The sequence below is a fragment of the Streptomyces sp. NPDC001222 genome, assembly GCF_042896945.1.
Classification (GTDB): Bacteria; Actinomycetota; Actinomycetes; order Streptomycetales; family Streptomycetaceae; genus Streptomyces; species Streptomyces gibsoniae.
The window spans coordinates 168,441-189,215 of sequence record NZ_JBIAXT010000011.1; the positions used below are offsets into that span (position 1 = coordinate 168,441).

General features: G+C 70.6%; 22 protein-coding genes and 1 pseudogene. 11 read left to right on the forward strand and 12 right to left on the reverse strand.

Annotated features, from left to right (window positions below; genetic code table 11):
• Positions 1 to 6 precede the first annotated feature (6 nt).
• The 3 genes from ACFY2Z_RS17655 to ACFY2Z_RS17665 form a co-directional block, all read right to left on the reverse strand.
• A complete protein-coding gene (locus ACFY2Z_RS17655) occupies positions 7 to 282 on the reverse strand; it encodes a hypothetical protein (RefSeq protein ID WP_390745050.1) in 276 nt (91 codons plus the stop codon).
• Positions 225 to 713 carry a Fur family transcriptional regulator gene (locus ACFY2Z_RS17660; protein WP_390745051.1) on the reverse strand — a complete coding sequence of 163 codons (489 nt, stop codon included), beginning with the start codon at positions 711 to 713 and terminating at the stop codon, positions 225 to 227. The genes ACFY2Z_RS17655 and ACFY2Z_RS17660 overlap by 58 nt, the downstream gene beginning before the upstream one ends.
• 187 nt (positions 714 to 900) lie before the next feature.
• Positions 901 to 2,880, reverse strand: coding sequence for a heavy metal translocating P-type ATPase (locus tag ACFY2Z_RS17665; RefSeq protein ID WP_390745052.1), 1,980 nt, complete (start codon positions 2,878 to 2,880; stop codon positions 901 to 903).
• Between the two features lie 96 nt (positions 2,881 to 2,976).
• On the opposite strand from ACFY2Z_RS17665, the gene ACFY2Z_RS17670 reads away from it, so the two are divergent.
• Both ACFY2Z_RS17670 and ACFY2Z_RS17675 read left to right on the forward strand, forming a co-directional pair.
• Complete coding sequence (locus ACFY2Z_RS17670) at positions 2,977 to 3,375, forward strand: ArsR/SmtB family transcription factor (RefSeq protein ID WP_390745053.1); 399 nt, start codon at positions 2,977 to 2,979, stop codon at positions 3,373 to 3,375.
• Between the two features lie 714 nt (positions 3,376 to 4,089).
• A complete protein-coding gene (locus ACFY2Z_RS17675) occupies positions 4,090 to 4,857 on the forward strand; it encodes an SDR family NAD(P)-dependent oxidoreductase (protein ID WP_390745054.1) in 768 nt (255 codons plus the stop codon).
• Positions 4,858 to 5,173: 316 nt separating this feature from the next.
• On the opposite strand, the pseudogene ACFY2Z_RS17680 reads toward ACFY2Z_RS17675, so the two are convergent.
• The 3 genes and pseudogenes from ACFY2Z_RS17680 to ACFY2Z_RS17690 form a co-directional block, all read right to left on the reverse strand.
• Positions 5,174 to 5,347 (reverse strand): annotated as a pseudogene (locus tag ACFY2Z_RS17680) (DedA family protein); the annotation flags it as partial.
• 56 nt (positions 5,348 to 5,403) lie between these two features.
• Positions 5,404 to 6,213 carry a polysaccharide deacetylase family protein gene (locus ACFY2Z_RS17685; protein WP_390745055.1) on the reverse strand — a complete coding sequence of 270 codons (810 nt, stop codon included), beginning with the start codon at positions 6,211 to 6,213 and terminating at the stop codon, positions 5,404 to 5,406.
• On the reverse strand, positions 6,210 to 7,607 hold the full coding sequence (locus tag ACFY2Z_RS17690; RefSeq protein ID WP_390745056.1) for a glycosyltransferase: 1,398 nt from the start codon (positions 7,605 to 7,607) through the stop codon (positions 6,210 to 6,212). Before ACFY2Z_RS17690 ends, ACFY2Z_RS17685 begins: the two co-directional genes overlap by 4 nt.
• A gap of 136 nt (positions 7,608 to 7,743) precedes the next feature.
• Here ACFY2Z_RS17690 and ACFY2Z_RS17695 point away from each other — a divergent pair, with 136 nt between their 5' ends.
• The 3 genes from ACFY2Z_RS17695 to ACFY2Z_RS17705 all read left to right on the forward strand — a co-directional run bounded on the left by ACFY2Z_RS17695 (position 7,744) and on the right by ACFY2Z_RS17705 (position 10,312).
• Positions 7,744 to 8,169, forward strand: coding sequence for a BlaI/MecI/CopY family transcriptional regulator (locus ACFY2Z_RS17695; protein WP_390745057.1), 426 nt, complete (start codon positions 7,744 to 7,746; stop codon positions 8,167 to 8,169).
• Positions 8,170 to 8,173: 4 nt separating this feature from the next.
• Positions 8,174 to 9,190 carry a M56 family metallopeptidase gene (locus ACFY2Z_RS17700; RefSeq protein WP_390745058.1) on the forward strand — a complete coding sequence of 339 codons (1,017 nt, stop codon included), beginning with the start codon at positions 8,174 to 8,176 and terminating at the stop codon, positions 9,188 to 9,190.
• Between the two features lie 273 nt (positions 9,191 to 9,463).
• Positions 9,464 to 10,312: an ABC transporter permease gene (locus ACFY2Z_RS17705; protein WP_390745119.1), complete on the forward strand. Its 849-nt coding sequence runs from the start codon at positions 9,464 to 9,466 to the stop codon at positions 10,310 to 10,312.
• Between the two features lie 113 nt (positions 10,313 to 10,425).
• On the opposite strand, the gene ACFY2Z_RS17710 is transcribed toward ACFY2Z_RS17705, so the two are convergent.
• Positions 10,426 to 10,758 carry a hypothetical protein gene (locus tag ACFY2Z_RS17710; RefSeq protein ID WP_390745059.1) on the reverse strand — a complete coding sequence of 111 codons (333 nt, stop codon included), beginning with the start codon at positions 10,756 to 10,758 and terminating at the stop codon, positions 10,426 to 10,428.
• A gap of 200 nt (positions 10,759 to 10,958) precedes the next feature.
• Positions 10,959 to 12,044, reverse strand: a complete 1,086-nt coding sequence (locus tag ACFY2Z_RS17715; protein ID WP_390745060.1) for a DUF5937 family protein — start codon at positions 12,042 to 12,044, stop codon at positions 10,959 to 10,961.
• Between the two features lie 98 nt (positions 12,045 to 12,142).
• On the opposite strand from ACFY2Z_RS17715, the gene ACFY2Z_RS17720 reads away from it, so the two are divergent.
• Positions 12,143 to 13,327, forward strand: a complete 1,185-nt coding sequence (locus tag ACFY2Z_RS17720) for an MFS transporter (protein WP_390745061.1) — start codon at positions 12,143 to 12,145, stop codon at positions 13,325 to 13,327.
• A gap of 256 nt (positions 13,328 to 13,583) precedes the next feature.
• On the opposite strand, the gene ACFY2Z_RS17725 is transcribed toward ACFY2Z_RS17720, so the two are convergent.
• The gene (locus ACFY2Z_RS17725; protein WP_390745062.1) at positions 13,584 to 13,718 is read right to left on the reverse strand and encodes a hypothetical protein; all 135 of its coding nucleotides are present in this window, start codon (positions 13,716 to 13,718) and stop codon (positions 13,584 to 13,586) included.
• 365 nt (positions 13,719 to 14,083) lie between these two features.
• Here ACFY2Z_RS17725 and ACFY2Z_RS17730 point away from each other — a divergent pair, with 365 nt between their 5' ends.
• On the forward strand, positions 14,084 to 14,779 hold the full coding sequence (locus ACFY2Z_RS17730) for a glycerophosphodiester phosphodiesterase (protein WP_390745063.1): 696 nt from the start codon (positions 14,084 to 14,086) through the stop codon (positions 14,777 to 14,779).
• A 953-nt stretch (positions 14,780 to 15,732) separates the two neighbouring features.
• The gene (locus ACFY2Z_RS17735) at positions 15,733 to 16,227 is read left to right on the forward strand and encodes a DUF4142 domain-containing protein (RefSeq protein WP_390745064.1); all 495 of its coding nucleotides are present in this window, start codon (positions 15,733 to 15,735) and stop codon (positions 16,225 to 16,227) included.
• 422 nt (positions 16,228 to 16,649) lie between these two features.
• Here ACFY2Z_RS17735 and ACFY2Z_RS17740 read toward each other — a convergent pair whose 3' ends face one another.
• Entirely contained in the window at positions 16,650 to 16,877 is a 228-nt protein-coding gene (locus tag ACFY2Z_RS17740) for a hypothetical protein (RefSeq protein ID WP_390745065.1), read from the reverse strand.
• A gap of 187 nt (positions 16,878 to 17,064) precedes the next feature.
• Positions 17,065 to 17,532: an SRPBCC family protein gene (locus ACFY2Z_RS17745; protein WP_390745066.1), complete on the reverse strand. Its 468-nt coding sequence runs from the start codon at positions 17,530 to 17,532 to the stop codon at positions 17,065 to 17,067.
• Between the two features lie 288 nt (positions 17,533 to 17,820).
• On the opposite strand from ACFY2Z_RS17745, the gene ACFY2Z_RS17750 reads away from it, so the two are divergent.
• The 3 genes from ACFY2Z_RS17750 (at position 17,821) to ACFY2Z_RS17760 (ending at position 19,855) form a co-directional block, all read left to right on the forward strand.
• Complete coding sequence (locus tag ACFY2Z_RS17750; RefSeq protein ID WP_390745067.1) at positions 17,821 to 18,015, forward strand: hypothetical protein; 195 nt, start codon at positions 17,821 to 17,823, stop codon at positions 18,013 to 18,015.
• A gap of 113 nt (positions 18,016 to 18,128) precedes the next feature.
• A complete protein-coding gene (locus ACFY2Z_RS17755; RefSeq protein WP_390745068.1) occupies positions 18,129 to 18,566 on the forward strand; it encodes a universal stress protein in 438 nt (145 codons plus the stop codon).
• A gap of 1,154 nt (positions 18,567 to 19,720) precedes the next feature.
• Positions 19,721 to 19,855, forward strand: a complete 135-nt coding sequence (locus ACFY2Z_RS17760; protein ID WP_390745069.1) for a hypothetical protein — start codon at positions 19,721 to 19,723, stop codon at positions 19,853 to 19,855.
• 103 nt (positions 19,856 to 19,958) lie between these two features.
• Here ACFY2Z_RS17760 and ACFY2Z_RS17765 read toward each other — a convergent pair whose 3' ends face one another.
• A complete protein-coding gene (locus ACFY2Z_RS17765; RefSeq protein ID WP_390745070.1) occupies positions 19,959 to 20,765 on the reverse strand; it encodes a thioesterase family protein in 807 nt (268 codons plus the stop codon).
• Between the last annotated feature and the right edge of the window lie 10 nt (positions 20,766 to 20,775).

Below are 20,775 nucleotides of genomic sequence, written 5' to 3' on the forward strand. Positions count from 1 at the left end.
AGTCTCCTAGTCGTGCTGTTCAGCGGCGAGGAGGACGGCTCGCAGGTCGTCCTCGGTGATGTGGTCGGCCGGGCGGTGCAGAGTCCAGCGGCGGGCCTGGCCCTCCATCGGCAGCACGACGACGACCGTCTCCAGCGGCGGGCAGCCCGGTTCGGTGCAGGCGAGCTGGCGGATCAGGACGGCGGTGTCGTCGTCGAGACCGAGCAGGGCGCGCACGCTGACCTTCAGCTCGCGCAGCTGCGGGCCGGGTCCCGGGGGTCCCGGGCGCGATCCCAGTGGCATGGCGGTTTTTCTCCTTCGTCCTCGGGCGGCCGGCCTCCATCTGTGCGGGGCAGACAGTCGGTGCAGACACCGGTGAGTTCGACGGTGTGCTCCACTTCGGCGAATCCGGCGTCGGCGGCGATCCGGCCCGCCCACTCCTCGACGACTTCGGAATCCACCGGGCGGCTGTGGCCGCAGTCGCGGCAGATCAGGTAGTGGCGGTGTCCTTCGGCGGGGCGCAGCCGGTACAGTCGCCCGCCGCTGTCGTCGCGTACGACGTCGACCCCCCCGTCCGCCTCCAGCTCGCGCAGGGCGCGGTAGACGGTGGTCAGGCCGATCGCCTGGCCGTCGGCCATCAGAAGGGCGTACAACTCCTGGGCCGACACGAAGTCCTGACAGCCCGCGAGTATCTGCCGGACCGCCTTCTGCTGCCGGGTCCTCCGGCCGCCCATGGCGCATCACCCCCTGTGGCCGGCGCCGCTTCGGTATGACCCCACCGTAGATGAAAATGAAATCCATGTCCATATGAACCGGAGGTCATGTGTTCGCTTCCGGCTGCGACGCACCCGCCGAAGGGAAAACGCCCAACGGTCCGCAGTGCCGGAGCCTGCGCTGCGGACCGTTGGGATGCGTGACGGGTTACCGGTGGCACTCCGCGCGGGCCTGCGTCCAGGCCGCCTCGCGCAGCAGCCGCAGGCCGTTGAGGCCGACGATGACGGTCGAGCCCTCGTGGCCGAGGACGCCGAGGGGCAGGGGGAGGGTGGCGGCGAGGTCCCAGACGACCAGGCCGGAGATGAACAGGGCCGCGATGACGAGGTTCTGCACGACCAGGCGGCGGGCGCGGCGGGAGAGTGCCACCACGGTGGGGACGGTGGCCAGTTCGTCGCGGACGATCACCGCGTCGGCAGTCTCCAGTGCCAGGTCGGAGCCGGCCCGGCCCATGGCCACGCCGGTGTGGGCGGCGGCGAGCGCGGGCGCGTCGTTGACGCCGTCGCCGACGACCAGCACCTTGCGGCCGGCCTGCTCCTGTTCCCGTACCGCGGCGACCTTGTCCTGGGGCAGGAGTCCGGCGCGCAGGTCGTCGATGCCGACTTCGGCGGCCAGGCGGGCGGCGGCGCGTGGGTTGTCGCCGGTGAGCAGCGTCGGCGTGGTTCCGGTGAGCGTGGTCAGTGAGGCGACGGTGGCGGCAGCGTCCGGGCGCAGGCGGTCGGCGATACCCAGGACTCCGGTCGGCGTGCCGTCGGCCAGCACCAGGACCGCGGTGCGCCCGCCGTCCTCCAGTTCGGCGGCGACGGCGGTGTGCGCGCCCTCGGCACCGGTCGCCAGCCGGGCGGGGGCGCCCACCGCGATCGCGCGGCCGTCCACGGTGGCGGTGACCCCGACGCCAGGGGCGGAGGTGAAGTCCCCTGCGACCGGCGGGACGAGACCGCGGGCCCGGGCGGCGTCCACGACGGCGCGGGCCAGCGGGTGCTCGCTTTGGTGTTCGGCCGCCGCGGCGAGGGTCAGCAACTCCTCCTCGTTCACGCCGGAGCCGGGCAGTGGCCGGATGTCGGTGACGCGCGGGGTGCCTTCGGTGAGGGTGCCGGTCTTGTCCAGGGCGGCCGCGTCGACCTGGCCGAGGCGTTCCATCACCACGGCGGACTTCACCAGTACGCCGTGCCGGCCGGCGTTGGCGATGGCGGACAGCAGCGGCGGCATGGTCGCCAGGACGACCGCGCACGGCGAGGCGACGATCATGAAGGTCATGGCCCGCAGCAGCGAGCCGGTCAGGGCGGCGCCGAAGGCGAGTGGCACCGCGAACACCGCGAGGGTGGCCGCCACCATGCCGATGGAATAGCGCTGTTCGACCTTCTCGATGAACAGCTGGGTGGGCGCCTTGGTCTCGGAGGCTTCCTCGACCATCTGCACGATGTGGGCGATCACCGAGTCGGAGGCGTCGCGCTCCACCTTGATCCGGAGGGCGCCGGTGCCGTTGAGGGTGCCGGCGAACACCTCGTCACCCGGCTCCTTCCCCACGGGCAGCGGCTCGCCGGTGATGGTGGCCTGATCCACCTCGCTGACCCCGTCCAGCACCCGGCCGTCGGCGCCGATCCGCTCGCCCGGCCGTGCCAGCACCGTGTCCCCGACGACGAGGTCGGCGGTGGCCACGGTCTCCTCGCCCCCGCCGTCGAGCAGCCGGGTCGCGGTGGCGGGCGCGAGATCGAGCAGTCCGCGCACCGAGTCGGCGGTGCGCGCGGTGGCCAGCGCCTCCAGGGCGCCGGAGGTGGCGAAGATGACGATCAGCAGGGCGCCGTCCATCACCTGGCCCACGGCCGCCGCGCCCAGTGCTGCCACGATCATCAGCAGGTCGACGTCGAGAGTCTTCTCCCGCAGCGCCTGCAGTCCCGTCAGTGCCGGCTCCCAGCCGCCGGCGGCGTAGGCGAGCGCGCACAACGTCGCCCACGTCCAGGCGGGCGCGCCGGTCAGTTGCAGCGGCAGCGCGAGCAGGAACAGCGCCGTGGCGGCCGCGGCCCAGCGGGCCTCGGGCAGCGCGAAGACCCGGGTCCGCCGCCGCGGGGCGGCCCTTTCGGGGGAGGTGGTCGCGGGGAGCGCGGGTCGCTCGGTCAGGGTGGAAGGCATGGCGAAGAACCCTTCATCAGGGCAGGACGTACCGACCCGTCCACCATACAGGTACACATGAAGAGGTCTTCAAGTATCGCTTGTGTGATGGCGCATATGGGCCATGGAGCAGCTCCCGCGAAGAACGCCGTCCCGCACACCCGCCTGGACGCGGACAGCGCCGCACGCGTGGCCACCACCCTCCAGGCCCTGGCCACCCCCTCCCGGCTGCTGATCCTCTCCCGCCTGCGCGAGGGTCCCTGCGCCGCCACCGAACTCGCCACCGAGGTCGGTATGGAACAGTCCGCCTGCTCCCACCAACTGCGTCTGCTGCGCAACCTCGGCCTGGTCGTCGGCCGGCGCCAGGGCCGCTCGGTGATCTACGCGCTCTACGACAACCACGTCGCCGAACTCCTCGACCAGGCCGTCTACCACATCGAGCATCTGCGTCTCGGCCTGAGCGACGCCACGGCTGCGGATGAGACGGAGCCGGGCACGCACGGCGTCAAGCGCTGATCAGGAGCGAGGACGGCGCTTCCGATGGTGGCCCAAGAGGGCGCACGACATCGCCCCAAGTGTTGCCGGCCTGCCGGGCGGGCAAATCGAGGCGCTGGTCCGATGCTTGCTGTACGGGCTGCAATTCTCGCCCGGCAATTGCAGGCGTAGGGATCCAGGCACGACATGGACTTCGAGCTGTGGCTCCGACTCAGCGGTCATCACGCCGAACGGCCTCGCCGTCCCCACGGAACTCGGCGTCGTCTACCGCGCGCCCGGCCGCACCACCTGGCAGCGCGTCGGCAACCTCCCGGCTGTCGCCGTGCTGCAGATGAGGCTAAGCCCGGACGGCAGCACCCTGTACGCGGCCATACCCGGCCGTGGAATCTACTCGATCAAGGTGCGTGACTAGAGCGCACGTGCACAGGTCCGCTGCTTCGTCTTCCTCGTTGTCGTCGGTCGGGAACACGCCCCTGATGAGGATTCTTGGAATCGGCCAAAGGTGCTCTCGCTGCCCACTTGGTTGCGCGGTGAACGAAGGGTCCGCCATGGGGCATACGGGGCATCAAGCGCGGCCATTCGAGGGGTGCCGTGGCCGCCTCCCCTATGACTGCCGTCCGGCCGGGACAGCTTCCTCAGGGGTGCGCCCTGGCCGGAAGAGAGCCCCGGTGCCCTGCGGGCTTCTGACCGCTTGCCTGCCGTTCATTTGTCTGCTCACAGGAAGGACCTTCGAACGTGCCTGCTCCCGTCGTCCTCATCACGGGCGCGCTCACCGGTATCGGCCGCGCAACCGCGTTGGCCTATGCCCGTCAGGGCGCGAATCTCGTCGTCTCCGGCCGTCACCAGGACGTTGGCGAGCAGCTCGCCAGGGAGCTCGGCGACCTCGGCGCCCAAGCCGAGTTCGTGCGTGCCGACGTCCGCTCTGACGCCGATGTGGAGAACCTCGCCGACCGTGCGGTCGACCGGTTCGGGCGACTCGATGTCGCCTTGAACAACGCCGGCACCGAAGGAACGCCCGGCCCGGTCACCGAGGTGACCGACGAGAGCTACCAGGCCACCTTCGATACGAACGTCAAGGGCACGCTGCTGTGTCTGAAGCACGAGTTCCGGGTCATGCGGGAGCAGGGCGGTGGCAGCATCGTCAACGTCAGCTCCACCTTCGGTTTGATGGGTTACCCCGGCGCGACCCTGTACGTCGGCAGCAAGCACGCGGTCACCGGCATCACGAAGGCAGCCGCACTCGAAGGCGCCGCCCATGGAATCCGGGTCAACGCCGTCGCCCCTGGCTACACCCGGACCGCGATGTACGAGCGGTTCACCGGCGACGACACCGCGCGGGACGCGGTTGATTCGGTGCTGCCCCTGCACCGGGCGGGCACCCCCGACGAGATTGCCGAGGCCGTCCAGTACCTGGGCTCGGAAAAAGCGAGCTACATCACCGGCCATGTCCTCACCGTCGACGGCGGCCTCATGGCGGGCGGCCCCCTGTTGCCGGGTTCGTGAGTCAGCCACAACCGAGGAGCGAACATGAGGAGCGAACTGGCGAAGTGTTCGAGCATCGACGCGGCTCACACCTTCTGGGAGCAGGTGTGGCAGTCTCCCCAGAACTATGACGCCATCAGCAGGGACAGCGGATGGCCGCAGTTGAGCATCTCAGCCTGCGGGCCTTGATCGTGGCGCTCCCCTGTCTATGGAGGACCTCCTCCCATGTCCATGGGCGTCAGGTGCGGGTGAGGTCGGCCAGGAGCGTGGGCAGCAGGCGCTCCTCCATGACGGCTTGACCCGACTCCCTCATGGCTCGCGCCAGTTGGTCCCATCAGAGCAGGCCGGCGGTGAACAGCAGCGAGTCCCCGGGCAGGAAGAAGCCGATGAGCAGCCCTGTCTCGGCGAACATCACCACGCCGACGCCCAGCACGCCGAAGGCGGCCAGCAGCGACTTGGCGTCGAGCACGTTCACGGCGAGCTGCGACGCGAGGTGCAGTGGTGGGCTCATGCGGCCGAAGCCCTTCTCTGGGAACGATGTGACGTCGGTGAACGGGCAGGCATGAACTACACCAGAGTAGACGGTCTACGTGAATGTAGACGATCGTTCGCCGCAGTGCGCTCCCGACGGCTCGCGGTCGGCAGCTGCCATCCGTGGTCGCGGAGCGGGCCGACTTCGTAGCCTCGCTCAGCGCAGGTGTCGAGTATGCGGGGGACGGCGCCCAGGGCCGAACGCCAGGCGCCGGGTGCCGAGGTGCAGTCTGAGTCGTGCAGCAGGATGGTGCCGCCGCCGTCGAGGTCCGCGGTGACCGTCCGGTGGACCGACTCGGGCGTGGCCCGTGCCGTCCAGTCCTCGCCCCAGCAGGTCCACAGCACAGGGGTGAGTCCAAGGCGCCGCGCTGCGACATGGGCGGCGGTGGACATGACGCCGTACGGCGGCCGGAAGATCGTGGGGCGGGTGCCGGTGATGTCGGCGACGGTGTCGCGGGCGCGGGCGAAGTCGTCGTACGTCGCGCGCGGGCCCCGCAGCAGCAGGGGCCGGTGCCGCCAGCCGTGGACGCCGATCTCGTGGCCGGCCGCGGCGATCTCGCGGACCAGGCCGGGGGAGCGGTGGGCCTCGCTGCCGAGCAGGAAGAAGGTGGCGCGCACCCCGCGCCGGTCGAGCAGTCGCAGGAAGAAGGGGGTGGACAGAGGGTCGGGGCCGTCGTCGAAGGTGAGGGCGACGTGGCCGGCGCGCCCCCGGCCGGACAGGCGCGGCATGGTGCGGTTGCGCAGCGGTCCGAACGTGGAGACGACGGGGGCGAAGTGGACCGCGGCGAGGGCGGCGGCGGGCAGCGCGGCCAGCGCGGCCGCGCGCAGCGGGCTGGAGGCCGTCACGAGTGGTGTCCTTCCCGGGCGAAGGCGGGTGCGAGCCGGTCCAGGTCGAGACCGTGGCCCAGGGAGTGTATGAGCGCGGGCCCGTCGTAGGTCGTCGCGACCCCGGTGCCGACGGCGCACGCCCACACTGCGCAGGCCGCGGCGCCGGTGACCGCGAGTCGCCGGCCGCGCAGGCGGCGGGGCCGGCCGGGTCCCGGCGGCGGTGGACTCTGGCTCCGGTCCCGGAGTCCTGATCGGTGAACGCAAGCTATCTCGGCCGCCGGGCCGCCGTCCTGCGTCTGGGCGAAGAGGGCGAGCCCCGTTGCCCGCTGCCGGGCTCCGAGCGGACCGTCGATCAGGTCGCACAGCACTGCCTTGAGATCGGCCGGGTCCCGGATCCAGACGGCCACACCAGCCTCGTCCAGGGCGGCCGCGTTGGTCAGGCCGTGCCCCGGTATGCAGCGGTAGCTGGCGACGGGCAGGCCCGAGGCGAACGCCTCCAGGGAGGTGAGGCCGCCGGCGTTCTGGACGAGGACGTCCGCGGCGCGCATCAGCCCGGGCATGTCGTCGACCCAGCCGAAGGCATACTCGATCCCGTCCGCACGCAGCTGCTCGGCCAGGGCCTCGTTCCGGCCGCATACGACGACCGGGACGGCGGCGCCGCAGTCACGCAGTTCCAGGGCTACCTTGCGGACCGGGCCGACACCCCAGGACCCGGCGACCAGAAGGGCGAGCGGAGCGCGCTCGGGCAACCCGAACGACGCCCGCGCACGGGCCCGTTGCTCGGTGTCGCAAGGGCGGAAGTGTGGGTCGGTGACCGGTCCGCACACCCGTACGTCGCTGGCTCCGGCGGCTCGCGCCTGGTCGGCGGGCACCGCGTGGGCGGCGAGGTGGACGTCCACACCGTCCGCCACCCACAGAGGATGCACCGAGAAGTCGGTGAGGTAGGTGACGACGGGGACGGTCAGGCGCCCCTTCAGGCGTAGATTGCCCAGCACTCGGCTGGCTCCCGGGTAGGTGGAGACCACCGCCCCGACGTCCGGGCGCAGCGCGCGCAGCACACGGCCCTCGGCGGCGCGCAGCAGGGCCCGTGCCACCGGGCCGCTGCCGCCCGCGCGTTGGGTGCCGGCGTAGATCCGCTGGTAGGCCCAGGGGGCCATGACGAGCATCCGGTGGTAGCCGTCCCGAACGGCCCGGCCGAGTCCGGCGGGCAGCAGATCCATCAGGTCGTACCGGTCGACGGCGAAGCCGTCCGCGCGCAGACGGCGCTCCAGCTCGGCGGCGGCACCGTCGTGACCGGCTCCGACGCTCGCCGAGACGACCGCGACCCGGCCCGCGACGCGCGGCGTGGCCCGCTGCTGCGGAATGGTGCCCGCAAGGGCGGGTCCGGGCGCCGTGCTTCCGGCGTGGGGCATGGGCTTTTCCTCCGCACGTGAAGGGAGCGAGGGAACTCTACGACATGTAGTAGTCCGAGGCCCGGAGCATACCTTCTACAACTCGTAGTCGGAGAACGGGTAGGCTTTACGGACTCATGGTGAAGGAAGGTGGCTGGTGAAGGACCGAAGGGACGAGGAGGCCCGGGGAGCAGCAGGCAGGCGGGGGCGCGGTGAACTGGAGGGCGATGTGCTCGCCGCGCTCTGGGCCATCGGCAGCCCGTCGACCGCACGTCAGGTGCAGGAGCGGCTGCCGGGCGACCTGGCCTATACGACTGTCCTGACGATCCTGTCCCGGCTGTACGACAAGGGCTTGCTCGTCCGGCACCGGGAGGGCCGCGGCTATGCCTACGAGCCGGCCCGCGACGAGGCGTCTCACACCGCCCACCGCATGCACTCGCTGCTGGAGGGCGGATCCGACCGTGAGGCGGTGCTGGCCAGCTTCGTCTCCGAACTGTCGGCGCAGGACGAACAGATGCTGCACCATCTGCTGTCCGGGGACGGTCTGGGCGCCGAGGGTGAGCGCTCCCACGGGAAGCGATGAGCCTGTGCTGATCAGCGTCTACGTCCCGTTCGCCGTCACGGCTTTGCTCGCCGTGCTCGGGCCCCGGCTGGCGCGCGGGCTGCCCCCGCGTCCCGCCGCCTGGGCCCTGGCCTGCGCCGCGCTCGTGACGGCGATCGGCTGGGCGGGGGCACTCGCCCTGCTGGCCTTCACCGGATTGGCGCAGGTGCCGCAGGTCGCCGCCGAGGGCCGTTGGTCCGTTGCCGCCCTGCGCGCCGAGGACCCGGTGTACCGCGGCGTCGCGGCCGCTAGCGTTCTGATGCTGGCCGTCGGCCTCGTCTCGCTGGTCGCGGCCGCCGTACAGCAGGTCCGTCACCTCGTGCGGGCGCGGCGGGACTGCGCCGACCTGCCAGGGGGCACGGAGTTGGTCGTAGTGGACGACGACGCCCCGCTGGCCTTCGTGCTGCCCGGTGCACCGGGGCGGGTCGTGGTTTCGCGGGGCATGCTGCGCTGCCTCGGCGACGACGAGCGCGAGGCCCTGCTCGCGCACGAGCGGGCCCATCTGCGGTGCCGGCACCACCTCTTCCAGAGCGTGTGGCGGCTCACGGCGGCTTTGAACCCGTTGCTGCGGCCGGTGTCTGTCGCGGGTGGCTACGTCCTGGAACGCTGGGCCGATGAGGAGGCCGCCGAGCGTGTCGGAGACCGCAGGGTCGTCGCTCATGCCGTCGGACGTGCCGCCTTGGCATCGGCCGGTGCGTCGCGTCCCCCGGCTCTGGCTGTGACCGGTGGGGCGGTGCCGCAGCGGGTCCGGGCTCTGCTGGCCCCGCCTCCCGCACGTCGGAGCCTGCCCTTCGTGGCGGGTGGCCTGCTGCTGGCCGTTTGCTGTACCAGCCTGGCGAACGCCGCATCCGACAGCGATCACATGGTGGACAGCGCGCAGTGGGCACGGTGCGCGCCGCGCACCGGCGCCGCCGGTGCGGTGCCGCCGGGAGAGGATCGGCACCGGCCCGGCTTCTGCTGCGACGGCCACGAGCATCAGAAACGCGGGGAGCGCCGCCCGTAACCAGTGCGACGGCCGCGCTCATCCGCTCGTCGACGTGGTTCCCTCGCTGTCGCCCGAGCGGAGAGGATGGACCAGGGTGAAGGAGCCGTGGCGCGGCAAGTCAAGGGAGACCCGACCGCGGAAAGAGACGGCCGGATCACGGGCGACCGCGAGACCGAGGCCCGGTTCTGGGCCCTGGGGGCACCGGCGACCGCGCTGTCGGCCGGCGGGGCGGTCGGGTTGGGGATCAGCGCACCCGATCGGCCCGTGCGACAGCTTCTTGAGGTGGGAAACGTGACGTCGAGTGCGGCATCGCTGGTACCGGTCAACCCAATCCTCGGCGTCCTCCTCACCGCTCTCCTGCTGGTAGCGGCGGTTGTCGCGAGCTGGTTCCATCTCGATCCGCACCCGTACAGGAGCCGGGCCCGGGAGATTCTCCTCGCCGGTTTCCGGGCCGCCGTCCAGCTCGCCCTCGTCTCGGTGGTCATCACCTGGGCCGTCAAGTCGATGCCGGGGCTCCTGGCGTTCCTCGTGCTCATGTTCGCGGTGGCCGTGCGCACGGCCGGGCGGAGAATCACCGGCAACCACACCTGGTGGTTGACGGCCGCCCCGATCGCCGTGGGTGTCATACCGGTCGTCGCGGCGCTCCTTGCCACCGGGCTCGTCCCTCTGAAGGGCGTCGCCCTGATTCCGATCACGGGCATCCTCATCGGTGGCGCACTCACCGTGACCGTACTCGCCGGACGGCGTGCCCTGGACGAACTGTCCCAGCGTCGCGGAGAGGTGGAAGCCGCGATGGCGCTGGGATTCCCGGACCGTGACGCACGCATGGAGATCGCACGTGCCGCGGCCTCCGAGGCCCTCCTGCCTGGCCTGGATCAGACTCGTACGGTCGGGCTGGTCACGCTCCCCGGTGCGTTCGTCGGCATGCTCCTCGGAGGGGCCAGTCCCGTGCTGGCCGGAGTGGTGCAACTGTTCGTCCTCATCGCGCTCATGGCTGTGCAGACCATCGCGGTGGCGGTGACCCTTGAACTCGTCGCCCGGCACCGTCTGTATCGCCCGGGGCCTGACGCCCGCACGGGTTCGTCGCGCGGGGCCAGAAGGTTGCGCAGGGTCCCGGCGCCGAGCCGTCCTTCCGATTAGCTTCGACCCACCCTCCTCCCGCGCACCGGATCGGCTGGCCTGATCGACTTGATCCGGTCCCAAACGGCATCAGATATCACTGACTGGACAGATATGTCAGATAAACTGACCAGTCAATCTAAGAGGCGCGAACAGGGCTTTATGATCACTGGGCAGGAGTTCCACAGCTCCACCCCGGCCGTGATCAGTTCCGGTACGGCGCGTTGCTCGTCGGGAGCCCACGCCGAGCGCTCGCCTCCGAAGAGCTTCTCGTAGGCGCTGTTGTGCACCGCGCCCTGCTGGGGCAGCCGGTGGACCTCACCGAGTCCTCGGGCCAGGTCTTCGAAGAAGTTCCACGCATCCAGCAGCGGACCCGAGGGGGCGCGCCGGCGCATCGGGTCCTCCAGCCAGTGCTGGACACGGACGAGTTCCAAGGTGTCGGCCTCGGAAGTGGCCAGTCTCCGCAAGCTCGTCGTCCCTGCCACCGATCCACACAACTCGAGCAGAGCCACTGGTGCACCTTTCCGTGCAGCCGGCCGTGGGGTTCGGTGAACAGGCCTGTCACCTGCGGATGGCGGGTGAACCCGTGCAGCCGCCGGTACGGCGGGAAGCGACAGGGCAGGTTGACCCACTGATCAGGCTTGTCGAACGGTGACCGGATGGCGTCTCAGCGCAGCACCGCCGCCAGCAGGTCCGTGCCCAGCACGGTCAGGGCGTGCAGGTTGAGCGTGTAGCGGACGTAGCGGCCGTGGCGTTCGGCCGTGAGGAGGTCCGCGCGGCGTAGGACGGCGAGGTGGCGGGAGACCTCCGGGCGTGAGAGCTCCCAGGCGTGGGCCAGCTCGCTGGTGCTGTGCGGGCCGCGGGCCAGAGTGCGCAGCAGACGCAGCCGTACCGGATGGGAAAGTGCCTCCAGCCGTAGGCTGACCGTTTCCAGAGGTGTCGGTTCCGATGGGGTCGGCTCGGCCACGGGGTACTGCACCACTGGCTGCCACCCCGGGGTGTGGACCGCCACCAGGTGGGGGCGGCCGAAGACGGTGGGGATGAACGTGACCCCGGTGCCCTGGGCGGTGGTTGCCTTGTCCTGCAGTTTGTCCACGATGATGCAGTCGCCGTCCGGTGCCAGGGTGATGGCACCGGAGACCGAGGCGAGTGCCGGTCCGATGCCCTGGCGTGTGAGCAAGTCGTTCTTCAGGCGCAGGTCGGTGGCGAGTTGCACGGCGATGCCCGCCCAGGCGGTGTGGAAGAAGGCTTCGGCGCACTGCTCGAGGGTGTCGCGGAGCCGCGTGCGCACGGCGGCCGGGTCCGCGAGCAGCCGTTCCGCGAAGGCCTCTTGCAACGCACCGCGGGCCTGGGCCAGGTCCAGGGCCCGCTCGCGCGCCGTCGGGTCGGTGAGCGGCGACGGTGTCCCGAAGTGGACCCGGTTGCTGCCGCATGTGGTGACGAGCGCGGCGGTCACGTACGTCTCGTCGGCGATCTTGTCCACGTCGTCCAACTCCTCGGCCAGGGTCGGCCGTGGGCGGGCCGGGATCAAGAAGTCGGCTTGTGAGGAACGCCAGAGGAACTCCGCCTCCCGCAACCGCTCGGCCAGGTCAGGCCGTAGCCCGGCCCAGACATCCCCGGCCCAGCCGGCGAGCTGCGGGTGATGCCCGGGCTCCGCCAGCACGTGCAGCATCGCGGTCAGCTCGGCCAGCGGGGAGGCGGCGAACCGCAGTCGCTCGGACGGCAGGCCCCGGATGTCGATCCTCAATGTCATCCTCTCATCATCACGGGCCAGTTGGACGGGGACGCGTCGGTTGACGTTGTCCGTCAACCGGCGCAGCTGGCCTGGCCGGCGGAACTCACCGTTGTGCCATGCCAACCATCACCAAAATCCGGCCCCGTGCGCTCGTCCGTGCATCCGGTGGTCCCCGCTACGCCGTCGCCCTGGCCGTGGACGCGCTCGGCACAGGCCTGCTTCGGCCGTTTCTGCTGCTCTACGGCGTGACGGTGCTGAGGCTGTCCGCACCGGTCACCGGCACCGCGATGACTGTAGCCGTCGTTGCGGCCCTGGTGTGCATGCCCGCGGTGGGCCGATGGCTGGACCGGGGCGCACGCAGCACGGTCGTGGGAGCGTCGATGCTCGTGCGGGTGCTGGGCGTGGCCCTGTTGCTGGCCGCACCGGCGGGGCACGTCTGGTTGTTCGCGACGGCCGCGCTCTTCCTCGGCATCGGCAACCAGGCCTGGCCCGCTGCCCACGCGGCCCTCGTGGCCACGGTCGCCCACGGCCGGGAGCGCGACGCTGCCCTCGCGGGAGGTCGCGCCCTGCGCAACGCCGGCCTCGGCGTGGGCGCGCTCCTCGCCACCGCGTGCCTTGCGGGCGGAACCGCAGCCTTGCAGGCGCTGGCCGCCGTCACCGGGCTCGCCAATCTCACCGCGGCGGCCTTGGCGTGGTCGGTCCACCTTCGCGCGGATCCGGCCGCCACCCCGGCCAGGGACAGCGACGACAGACCCACGCCCCGGCTGCGCGCGCTGCTGGCCGCCAACGTGGTCTATGCCTTCTGCCTCAACGTCCCCGAGATCGCGCTCCCTGTGCTCCTGGTGACGCAGTTGCACGCATCCCCTGTGTGGCCGGCGGCCATCTTCGTGGTCAACACGGTGCTCGTGGTCACGCTGCAGGTACCGGTCACCGTCCTGTTGTCCCGCTTCTCCCGACAGAGCGTGCTGGCCCTCGCCGGTGCGGTACTCACCGTGTCCTACCTCGGCTTCCTTGCGGCCGGCTCACTGGGACACGGCTGGGCTGCCCCGGCCGTCGCCGCGGTCTCCGTGGTCTGCACCATCGGAGAGATCATCTACGCTGGGAGCGCCACCGCTCTCGTCACCCACCTCGCTCCGGCCCATGCCCTGGGACGCGTGATCGCCCGCTTCCAGCTCTCCACGGGTTTCGGCCTGGCCGTCTCCCCGGCGGTCATCACCGCTCTCGCATCCCACGGCGCGACCGCCCTCTGGGGCAGCCTCGCCGCTGCGACACTCCTGTCCGCCTCAGCCGTGACCCAATGACCCGGCGGTTGCGTGAACCTGCGCGACCTGCCGGGAGTTCATGCCGCCTTCCACACTTCCCCGCACCCGGGCAGGACGACCACTCGGCCGACCGCGCCCGGTAACTGCATCAGCCACCGGCGGCCAGACAGGCCATCCCGCTGCCGAGCCCCCAGATACCACCGGAGGCGGGGCTGCGACGGCGAGTTCGTCCAGTTCCCTATCGGCTGACCCGAAGCCACGTGCCTCCACCGCGGCGGCCTGACCGGCCGGGTCCTCAAGGCAGGATCCGGCCGACACCGACCGGATCGCCCAGCAGATCACTCTGGACGGCGTTCGTGAAGCCCCGCTTGTCACCCCAGTCGCAACCTTCCGCCGGGAGCAGCCCGGTCGCCGACTTACGGCGGGCCATGCGTGCCGCAGACGATGTCGAGGTCATCGTGGACACAGGTCGTGAGAGACGGCAGCAGACCCTCGCTGGGGACAATCCCTCGCGGAAGCGGGAATCGCCTCGGCGGTGGCCGCGGCCCGTACGCCTTCGAGAGACCAACCCCGATGCGCCAGACACCGCGCCGACCCGGCGGCGAGATGTCCGGCATCGATGTGTCCCGGTCGCGCTGCGGGCTGCGGCGCGGTGGGCAAGGAAGAACGGCGGCGGTTGTACAGCGAAGCGTGGCCGGACGGGCCCATTAGGCTTGGGCGGTCGCCCACCGCCCAGCGAGGGGTGCGGCCTTCGTGCGACTGCCCCGGACCACCACACCCAAGGACGGCAACCAAGTGTCTTTCTTCACCATCGGCCACCGCGGTGTCATGGCCGCCGAGCCGGAGAACACCCTGCGCTCCTTCCTGCGGGCCGAACGCGAGGGGCTGGACGGCATCGAACTGGACCTGCACCTGAGCAAGGACGGCGAGCTGGTCGTCATGCACGACGAGACCCTGGACCGCACGACGGACGGCTCGGGTCCGATCGCCGACCAGAAGCTGCGCATGCTCAAGAAGCTCGACGCCGGCCTCGGCGAGCGCATCCCCACGTTCGAGGAGGTACTGGACGCCGTCGGGCCGACGCTGCCGATCCAGGCGGAGATCAAGGACGTGGCCGCCGCCCGGTCGCTGGCCAAGGTGCTCACCGACCGCGACCTGCTGGACCGGGTCTCGGTGCTGTCGTTCCACGACGTGGCGCTGATCGAGGTCCACAATTTGCTGCCGCAGGCCCGCACCGTGCTGGTGGCAGGCCCCAGCGCGCACCGCGACACCTTCGTCGGCCGCGCCCAGAAGGTCGGCTCCACCCTGGTCAGCGTGGAGCTGCGCCAGCTGAACCGGGCCATCGTGGAGAAGTGCGGCGCCGCCGGCATCGACGTCATGGCCTGGACCGTCAACGACGAGCGCGACTTGGCGCTGGCCCGGACGCTCGGCCTGGTGGGCTGCGTGACCGACCAGCCCGGCATGAAGCGGCTGGTCGAGGCCACGGCCTGATCTCAGGGGTCTGGGACCGAACCGGCCGCCCGCGCGGTCGGACGAGAGCATGAACGCCGTGGCCGCAGCCCCCCGCGCGGGGGAAACAGGAACACGACGCGTTCGCCGACGTCAGGTTTGCCTGTCGCCCAGCCCTGCGGCATCTCGCGCTCGGTGACGCCAACGCCGCTTCGCCTGGCAGGCCCAGGCCTGCGTCGCCCTCGATGAGGGAATCGTCGGCGACGACCATGCTGACTCTCCTGCCTGCCAGCTGATGAACGCCGACACCAGCATTCTGACCATCCTGCGCATCGCGACCGGCACCGGCTTCCCGCCTCCGGCCATCCCTTGAGCCGCTCAGCCGTCCAGGGTCGCGCCGTTCGCGCCTGACCGGGCGCCCCGAGGACGGGCAGCGACGTTCCGTCGAGGATGTCGTCGTGCTCTCCCGGACCGGCCAAGATCCCATGCAGTCCCGGGCCATGATCATTCCGGGCACGAGCGAGTCTGCCAGTTCCAGTAGTGCTGGGCGTGTCTGATAGGTCGGTGACGCCCTGGGCCGCGGATCGTTCAGAGCCATGGGGTGCGAGGTGATCTGCCGGGACGGGAGCGGGCTCGCCTTGAGCCGTACTTGCCGACGGACACGGGGGCGGGCAGCGCCGGCGGCCGCAGCGCGGGGCAGCGGCCTGATGGTGGCGATTCCCCCTCCTCACCCGTTCGGGCGTACCTGGTCGTGCGACCGCGCATGGTCGCGTTGCTCAGGCCAGGCCCGGATTCTCCGGAGGATGTGTCACTTCCGTCGGGTGGCTCGGAAAGCGAGTGGGTGGCGAAGGCGGTCAGCATGGCCCGGGAGGCGGCGGGTCCGGCGCGTCCGCTGCACGGAGCGCCCGGCTCATCAGCTGGCTCATCATCCGGTTCCACGACACGTGGAGGACACTATGCGAATGAACCGCCCGTGCGGCACAACCGTCGCGGCCATGGCGCTTGCCGTGGCCGGACTCACCGCTCCGGCCACGGCGGCAGCCCCGGTCGCCGGACCCGACGTCACCTTCCTCAAGATGATTCACCAGGGCAATCTCGCCGAGATCGCCACCTCCGAGGATGCCCAGAAGCACACCACCAGCTCCTGTGTGAAACAGGTAGCGGACATGTTCGTGCGTGACCACACCAAGTTCGATGCGCAGGTCGTGGCGCTGGCCCGCGGCAAGGGCGTCATGCTGCCCTCCACAGCTTCAGCCGCCCAGCAGAAACAGCTCACCACGCTGAAGTCCCTGCACGGGAAAGGGGACTACAACCGCATGTGGTTGCGGGACCAGGACACGAGCCACCGGCAGGCCCTCGCACTGATCGACAAGGAAGTGTCCGCCGGTAAGGACGCCAAGATCCGCGCGGCCGCCCAGGCCGTCCGGCCCACAGTGGCAAAGCACCTCGAGGCGGTCAGCGGCGGGACCTGCCACGCAGGCAAGGGGTGACCAGGCACCCGGACCTGACCTCCGCCACCGTGTAGGCGACAGTCGGAGAGCGGCGGCAGCGCAGCGCATGCCGCCGCTCTGCGGCTCAGCACCGCCGCGCGCGCGGCGAGTGCGGGGCCCCGGGCCAGGCCGACCGCCAGGCAAGACAGGGTTGTCCTGCCCGCACCGTTCGCACCGACCAGGCACCACGTGTCCGGCCGGAGCCGCCGGCGAGCAGTCCCGCGGGGACCACGTGTGACCGTGGCGCTTGTCGAGGCCGGCCGTCTCAAGTCCTCGCGGCTTGAGGGAATGCGCAGTGCCGCAGTGAATGCCGGGTAGGAGTCGGCGCCGGTCTCAATGAATCCGCGTACAGCGTGATGGCGCGCGTAGGGAGGCGGCGCGGAGAACGCCTGGCCGCTCGGGCGTGTTCTGCTCGCCTTGTGTCAGTCGCCGCGGCTGTGGGCCATGCGGTCGTCCAGCATGATGCGGATGGTTTCGCCCTGGCCGCTGATGTCGGCGGGTTCGGCATTGATGCAGCTGTAACTGGTCGTTGCCAGAGCCCAGTCGCCCTCCGTCGGGGCGGCGGTGGAGCGGGTGTTCCAGAGCTCGATCGGCAGAGCGATGAGGGGTCGCCCGGACAGGGCGGTCTGGATGCGGGCCTGCCCTGACACCGCCGGCGTACCCCGAACGCGTCCAGCATCGCCGCGAAGTGGGGCGCCGGCTTCGGCAGGGCGATGCTGGTCGGCGGGCAGTCGCGCCCAACGGCTTTCCGCGCCGCCCTTCCCAACGCGGCCGCCCGGGATCCCGCGCCTGCGCGACGTTCCCGCTACGACGTCGCCGGACACAGTCCAACCTGAGTCAGTCCGCCGCTTCGAGGTACGACGCCAGATTGGCCAGCGAGGAGGCGATCCCAGCCTCGTGGACCGCTTGGTCGATGCCGGGTGGCACGTCCGTCGCGGTGACGGTCACCTCGGTTCCTTCACCGGCGGCAGCGAGGTGCCAGGTCATCGTCATGGTGCCCGCGTATGAGGGGTCGTCGGCCGTGAACACTGCCCTGTGTACAACGCGTGCCGGTGGCACCAGTTCTGCGAACCCGACGTCGACCACATCCGTCGCATCTGAAGTCTTGCCGGGGCTATCGAGGGGGTCGAGGTAGGTGAGGACCATCCGGAATCCGCCGCCAGGCCGGGGGTCCCACCGCTCGACCCGCCCGCGCATGCCGTCCGGCGGCAGCCAGGCCTCGAGGGACTCCCGGTCGAGGAGAGCGTCGTAGACAGTCGCCGGTGGCGCCGCGATTACCCGGCTGGCGCGGTCGGTCCTACTCATGGCCCGAGTCTAGGACCGAAAAGGTTCCGCCCAGAGTCCAGGACCGAAAGAGTTCCGCCCGGCACATCCTCTTCGTATCGGCGTGGAGCGCGTCAGCGAGGGCGCATCCGGGGATCTGGCCGATGATGAAGGTGCGCAGGGGCTGCCTGGCCTGGTGCGGACGTAGCGGCCGGCTGCTCGGATCTGCGGCGTGTTCAGCTCGTCAACCCGGGCGCGCGGCACCGGCAGGTGGTTCGGGTGGGGGCCGATGGACAGCAGGTACGTTGGGCCGATCGGGAGGATGATCGTGTGGGCGTCGCCGAGGGCCATGTCGTACGAGACGCGCAGGCCCGGGGTACCCACGAGCCCGGCCGGATCGCCCAGTGCGATCTGTGGTTCCCGGAGACGCGGGTGCAGGTCGGAGCCGGTCAACAGCAGGTCCAGCCGGTGCTGGTGGCGGCACTCGATGTTCCGCCCCAGTCCGTGGCACAGAGCCCAACGTGACACTGCCCGATCACCAAGGAACAACAGGCTGCCCCTGACGGTTTCCTTGATCGGGGACGCGTGTCCAGCGTCCGCCCGGTACTTGAGCACTTTCCGGAAAGGTCGACACGTCCATGTTCCACCACATCCTGGTCGCTATAGACCCGAGTCCCGCGCGCCTCTCCGCTCTGCGTCTGGCCGGCGACATGGCTCGGCTGACTCAGGCCAAGGTCAATGTTCTGCACATCGCCGCATCCGCCGCCTCACTGGCCGCTGTAGTCCCCTTGGAGGATGACGCAGAAGCGAAGGCCGTACTGGACGAGGCCGTTGCAGAACTGCGTGAGAGGGGCGTCGCGGCCGAAGGTACCGTCACTCAGGCGCTGACCAACATGATCGCCCCGACCATCTCCGCTACTGCTGAGGAGGTGGGGGCCGACCTCATCGTCGTGAGCCCCCACCACCGTGGATCCGTCGAGGCGTTCTTTCACCCCCGTGTCAGCGACGCCGTCGCCCACGCCAGCCGCGTAGCCGTGCTCCTCGCTCCTGAAGAGCTCGATGCGGATCACGCCTGATCGCTGAGCTCGGTTCACTAGAAGGCAACACCGTTGCGTTTTCGGCCGTGAGCCTTTCGCGAGTCCACGCTCGAAGAACGTGATGGCGGCGTGGTCTGTCTAGTTCCGGCTGGTCGTGGGCTGTTGTCCGGCGTTCGGTCCGCACTTGCTGGTGGGGTTCTTGCGAGTGCGGGCCGTGACACGGTGCCGGTGGCGGGCGGGGAGCAGGGCATCGGCGGCGGCTCGCCCGATGACGCCTACGATGTCGGCGGGGCTTGGTTGGGGGCAGGATGCCGGTGTCCCGTGGTCCGGCACGATGGGCGCGAGCCGAGGGGCCTGCGCCAAGCGCCGGTGCTCTGCCTCACCGAGCGGGCCCGGGAGCTCCCAGCCGCCGCGACCCTGTGTGAGCGGTGGGCGGCCATCACCGCGACCTCCCGAACACCTCGCAGCGGTCAGCTACGACGCCCACCCGGGCCGGTCGACGGGCTGGGTGTCGGTCCGCCGGAACAGGAGCGGGAATCCTTTCCTCGATGAAGGCCCATTGCCCGCCGGGTGCCGAGAAGGGCGTGCCGGGAGGTACGGCCCGCCACACCGCGCCGTCGTCTGTCACGAGCAGCGTTCCCGCAGCATGTAGGCGGTGAACCGAGGCGATGGCCGCTCTCTTCTTCGTCGGCTGCGGTGCTCCCGGCGATTGTGGGGGCCATGCCGCTGCTGCGTACGAGCTCGTCGAGATGCGCGCTCGGGAGGGTGGGCACCTTGGCGCCGTAGGTGTCGGCGTGGTCGATGAACCCCTTGAGGGCTGCGGCTTCTTGGGATTCGGCGCCGTACTTGCTGACAGTGTCCTGCAGAGCGCTTCCGGGACCGCGTTCGAGGAACTCGGCGGTCGGCGTGGTCCACACCTCGTACCAGGCGCCGGGAGGCATCAGGGAGTGTAGAGCGTCTCCGATCAGCTTAGGTAACCGCAGTCGGCCGTGGTGGCTGGCTGGGGTCCCGGAGGTCGCGTCGCTGGACCTGGTCGAGGCGACCAGCGGAGTCGTCCTCTAGCTCGAACTCGACCCGGCGCAGATGATCGCCACCGCCGGCGACTACGCGGAGCCGCTGCGGGGGTATGTGACCCGTGCGCAGGGCCAGTTCGACATTCCGCGCAGACGCCCGAGCAGGTCGCGGACACCGTCATGGAGGCGCTCACCGCGGAGCGGCCCGCGTTCCGGCTCCAGACCTCCGACGGGGCGCGCGCCTTCACCGGCACGAAGCTCGCCGACAACGACGGCTCTGCTGTGCTCGCGATCACCAGCGCATACCTGGGCTGACCGAGGCCCGTGCCCGTTCCGCCCGGACCCAGGATCGGCCAGGCCGCCGTGCTTGTCGTGAAGCCTTGCGGACGCGGTCCCTCAGCAGCGCCGAGCGTGTTCGTCAGCCCCGGGCGCTGACGAACAGGCTTTGCACGCTACGACCGATCGAGCCCCGCTCGTCGTGTAGGGCCGCTTCGGCCATCCCCATCCCGTCGGCGTCGATGCTGGTCCGGGCGTCGAGGCAGACCCACTCACCCAGCGGGTGCCGGTGCAGGTGCACTGTCAGGTCGGGGTTGATGAACACATGCGAGGCGAAGTCGAGCACGTGGCTCAGCCCATTGCCGGAGTCTGCCGCCACCAGGACCCGGTCCAGCGGCATGATCTTCTCACCTTCCACCAAGGGCACGCGCATTCGCATCCAGCAGGTCGCCGGCCCTTGGCCGAGGAAGGAGCCCGCCGCGAAGCGGGTGTCCACGGCCGTGTGGTAGCCCACCTCCCACGGCACCGGGAAGAAAGGCTCGGAGCGGGACCGCCCCGGGGGCGGGAAGATGAGCGATTCACTCGTCGGTGACACCGAACCGGGTGCGGTCCGGATGCGAAGTGCCGTGGCCCGCATCACCTCGTCCCCTCCGTCAGGGGCCAGCGACGCTTCGACCAGCTCCACACTGCGTCCTTCTCTCAGGACGCGGGTGGTCACCGAAAGCGGGCGCAGTGGCACCGGGCGCAGGATTTCGAAGGTGATGCGGGCCAGGCGCATGTCTTCTCGGGCGCCCGGACGTAGCTGGACGGCACGGCCGAGCAGCGCCGCCGGCGGTCCGGCGTGCTGGCTGTGCTCGTCCCAGGGACCGCGGGTGTGGGCGGTGGGGACGAAACGTCGCTCCCCCGCCTGCTGGAAGAACGCCTCGGCGTCGCTGACTGGCACGGCCACCGTTCTCCGC

Coding starts and splice junctions, on each gene's coding strand:
- ACFY2Z_RS17690 (WP_390745056.1), bottom strand. CDS start 7,607: ATGCCCCACGCCGGAAGCACGGCGCCCGGACCCGCCCTTGCGGGCACC.
- ACFY2Z_RS17720 (WP_390745061.1), top strand. CDS start 12,143: ATGCCAACCATCACCAAAATCCGGCCCCGTGCGCTCGTCCGTGCATCC.
- ACFY2Z_RS17755 (WP_390745068.1), top strand. CDS start 18,129: ATGTTCCACCACATCCTGGTCGCTATAGACCCGAGTCCCGCGCGCCTC.
- ACFY2Z_RS17735 (WP_390745064.1), top strand. CDS start 15,733: ATGGCGCTTGCCGTGGCCGGACTCACCGCTCCGGCCACGGCGGCAGCC.
- ACFY2Z_RS17760 (WP_390745069.1), top strand. CDS start 19,721: ATGGAGGCGCTCACCGCGGAGCGGCCCGCGTTCCGGCTCCAGACCTCC.
- ACFY2Z_RS17660 (WP_390745051.1), bottom strand. CDS start 713: ATGGGCGGCCGGAGGACCCGGCAGCAGAAGGCGGTCCGGCAGATACTC.
- ACFY2Z_RS17715 (WP_390745060.1), bottom strand. CDS start 12,044: ATGACATTGAGGATCGACATCCGGGGCCTGCCGTCCGAGCGACTGCGG.
- ACFY2Z_RS17655 (WP_390745050.1), bottom strand. CDS start 282: ATGCCACTGGGATCGCGCCCGGGACCCCCGGGACCCGGCCCGCAGCTG.
- ACFY2Z_RS17725 (WP_390745062.1), bottom strand. CDS start 13,718: ATGGCCCGCCGTAAGTCGGCGACCGGGCTGCTCCCGGCGGAAGGTTGC.
- ACFY2Z_RS17665 (WP_390745052.1), bottom strand. CDS start 2,880: ATGCCTTCCACCCTGACCGAGCGACCCGCGCTCCCCGCGACCACCTCC.
- ACFY2Z_RS17670 (WP_390745053.1), top strand. CDS start 2,977: ATGGGCCATGGAGCAGCTCCCGCGAAGAACGCCGTCCCGCACACCCGC.
- ACFY2Z_RS17745 (WP_390745066.1), bottom strand. CDS start 17,532: ATGAGTAGGACCGACCGCGCCAGCCGGGTAATCGCGGCGCCACCGGCG.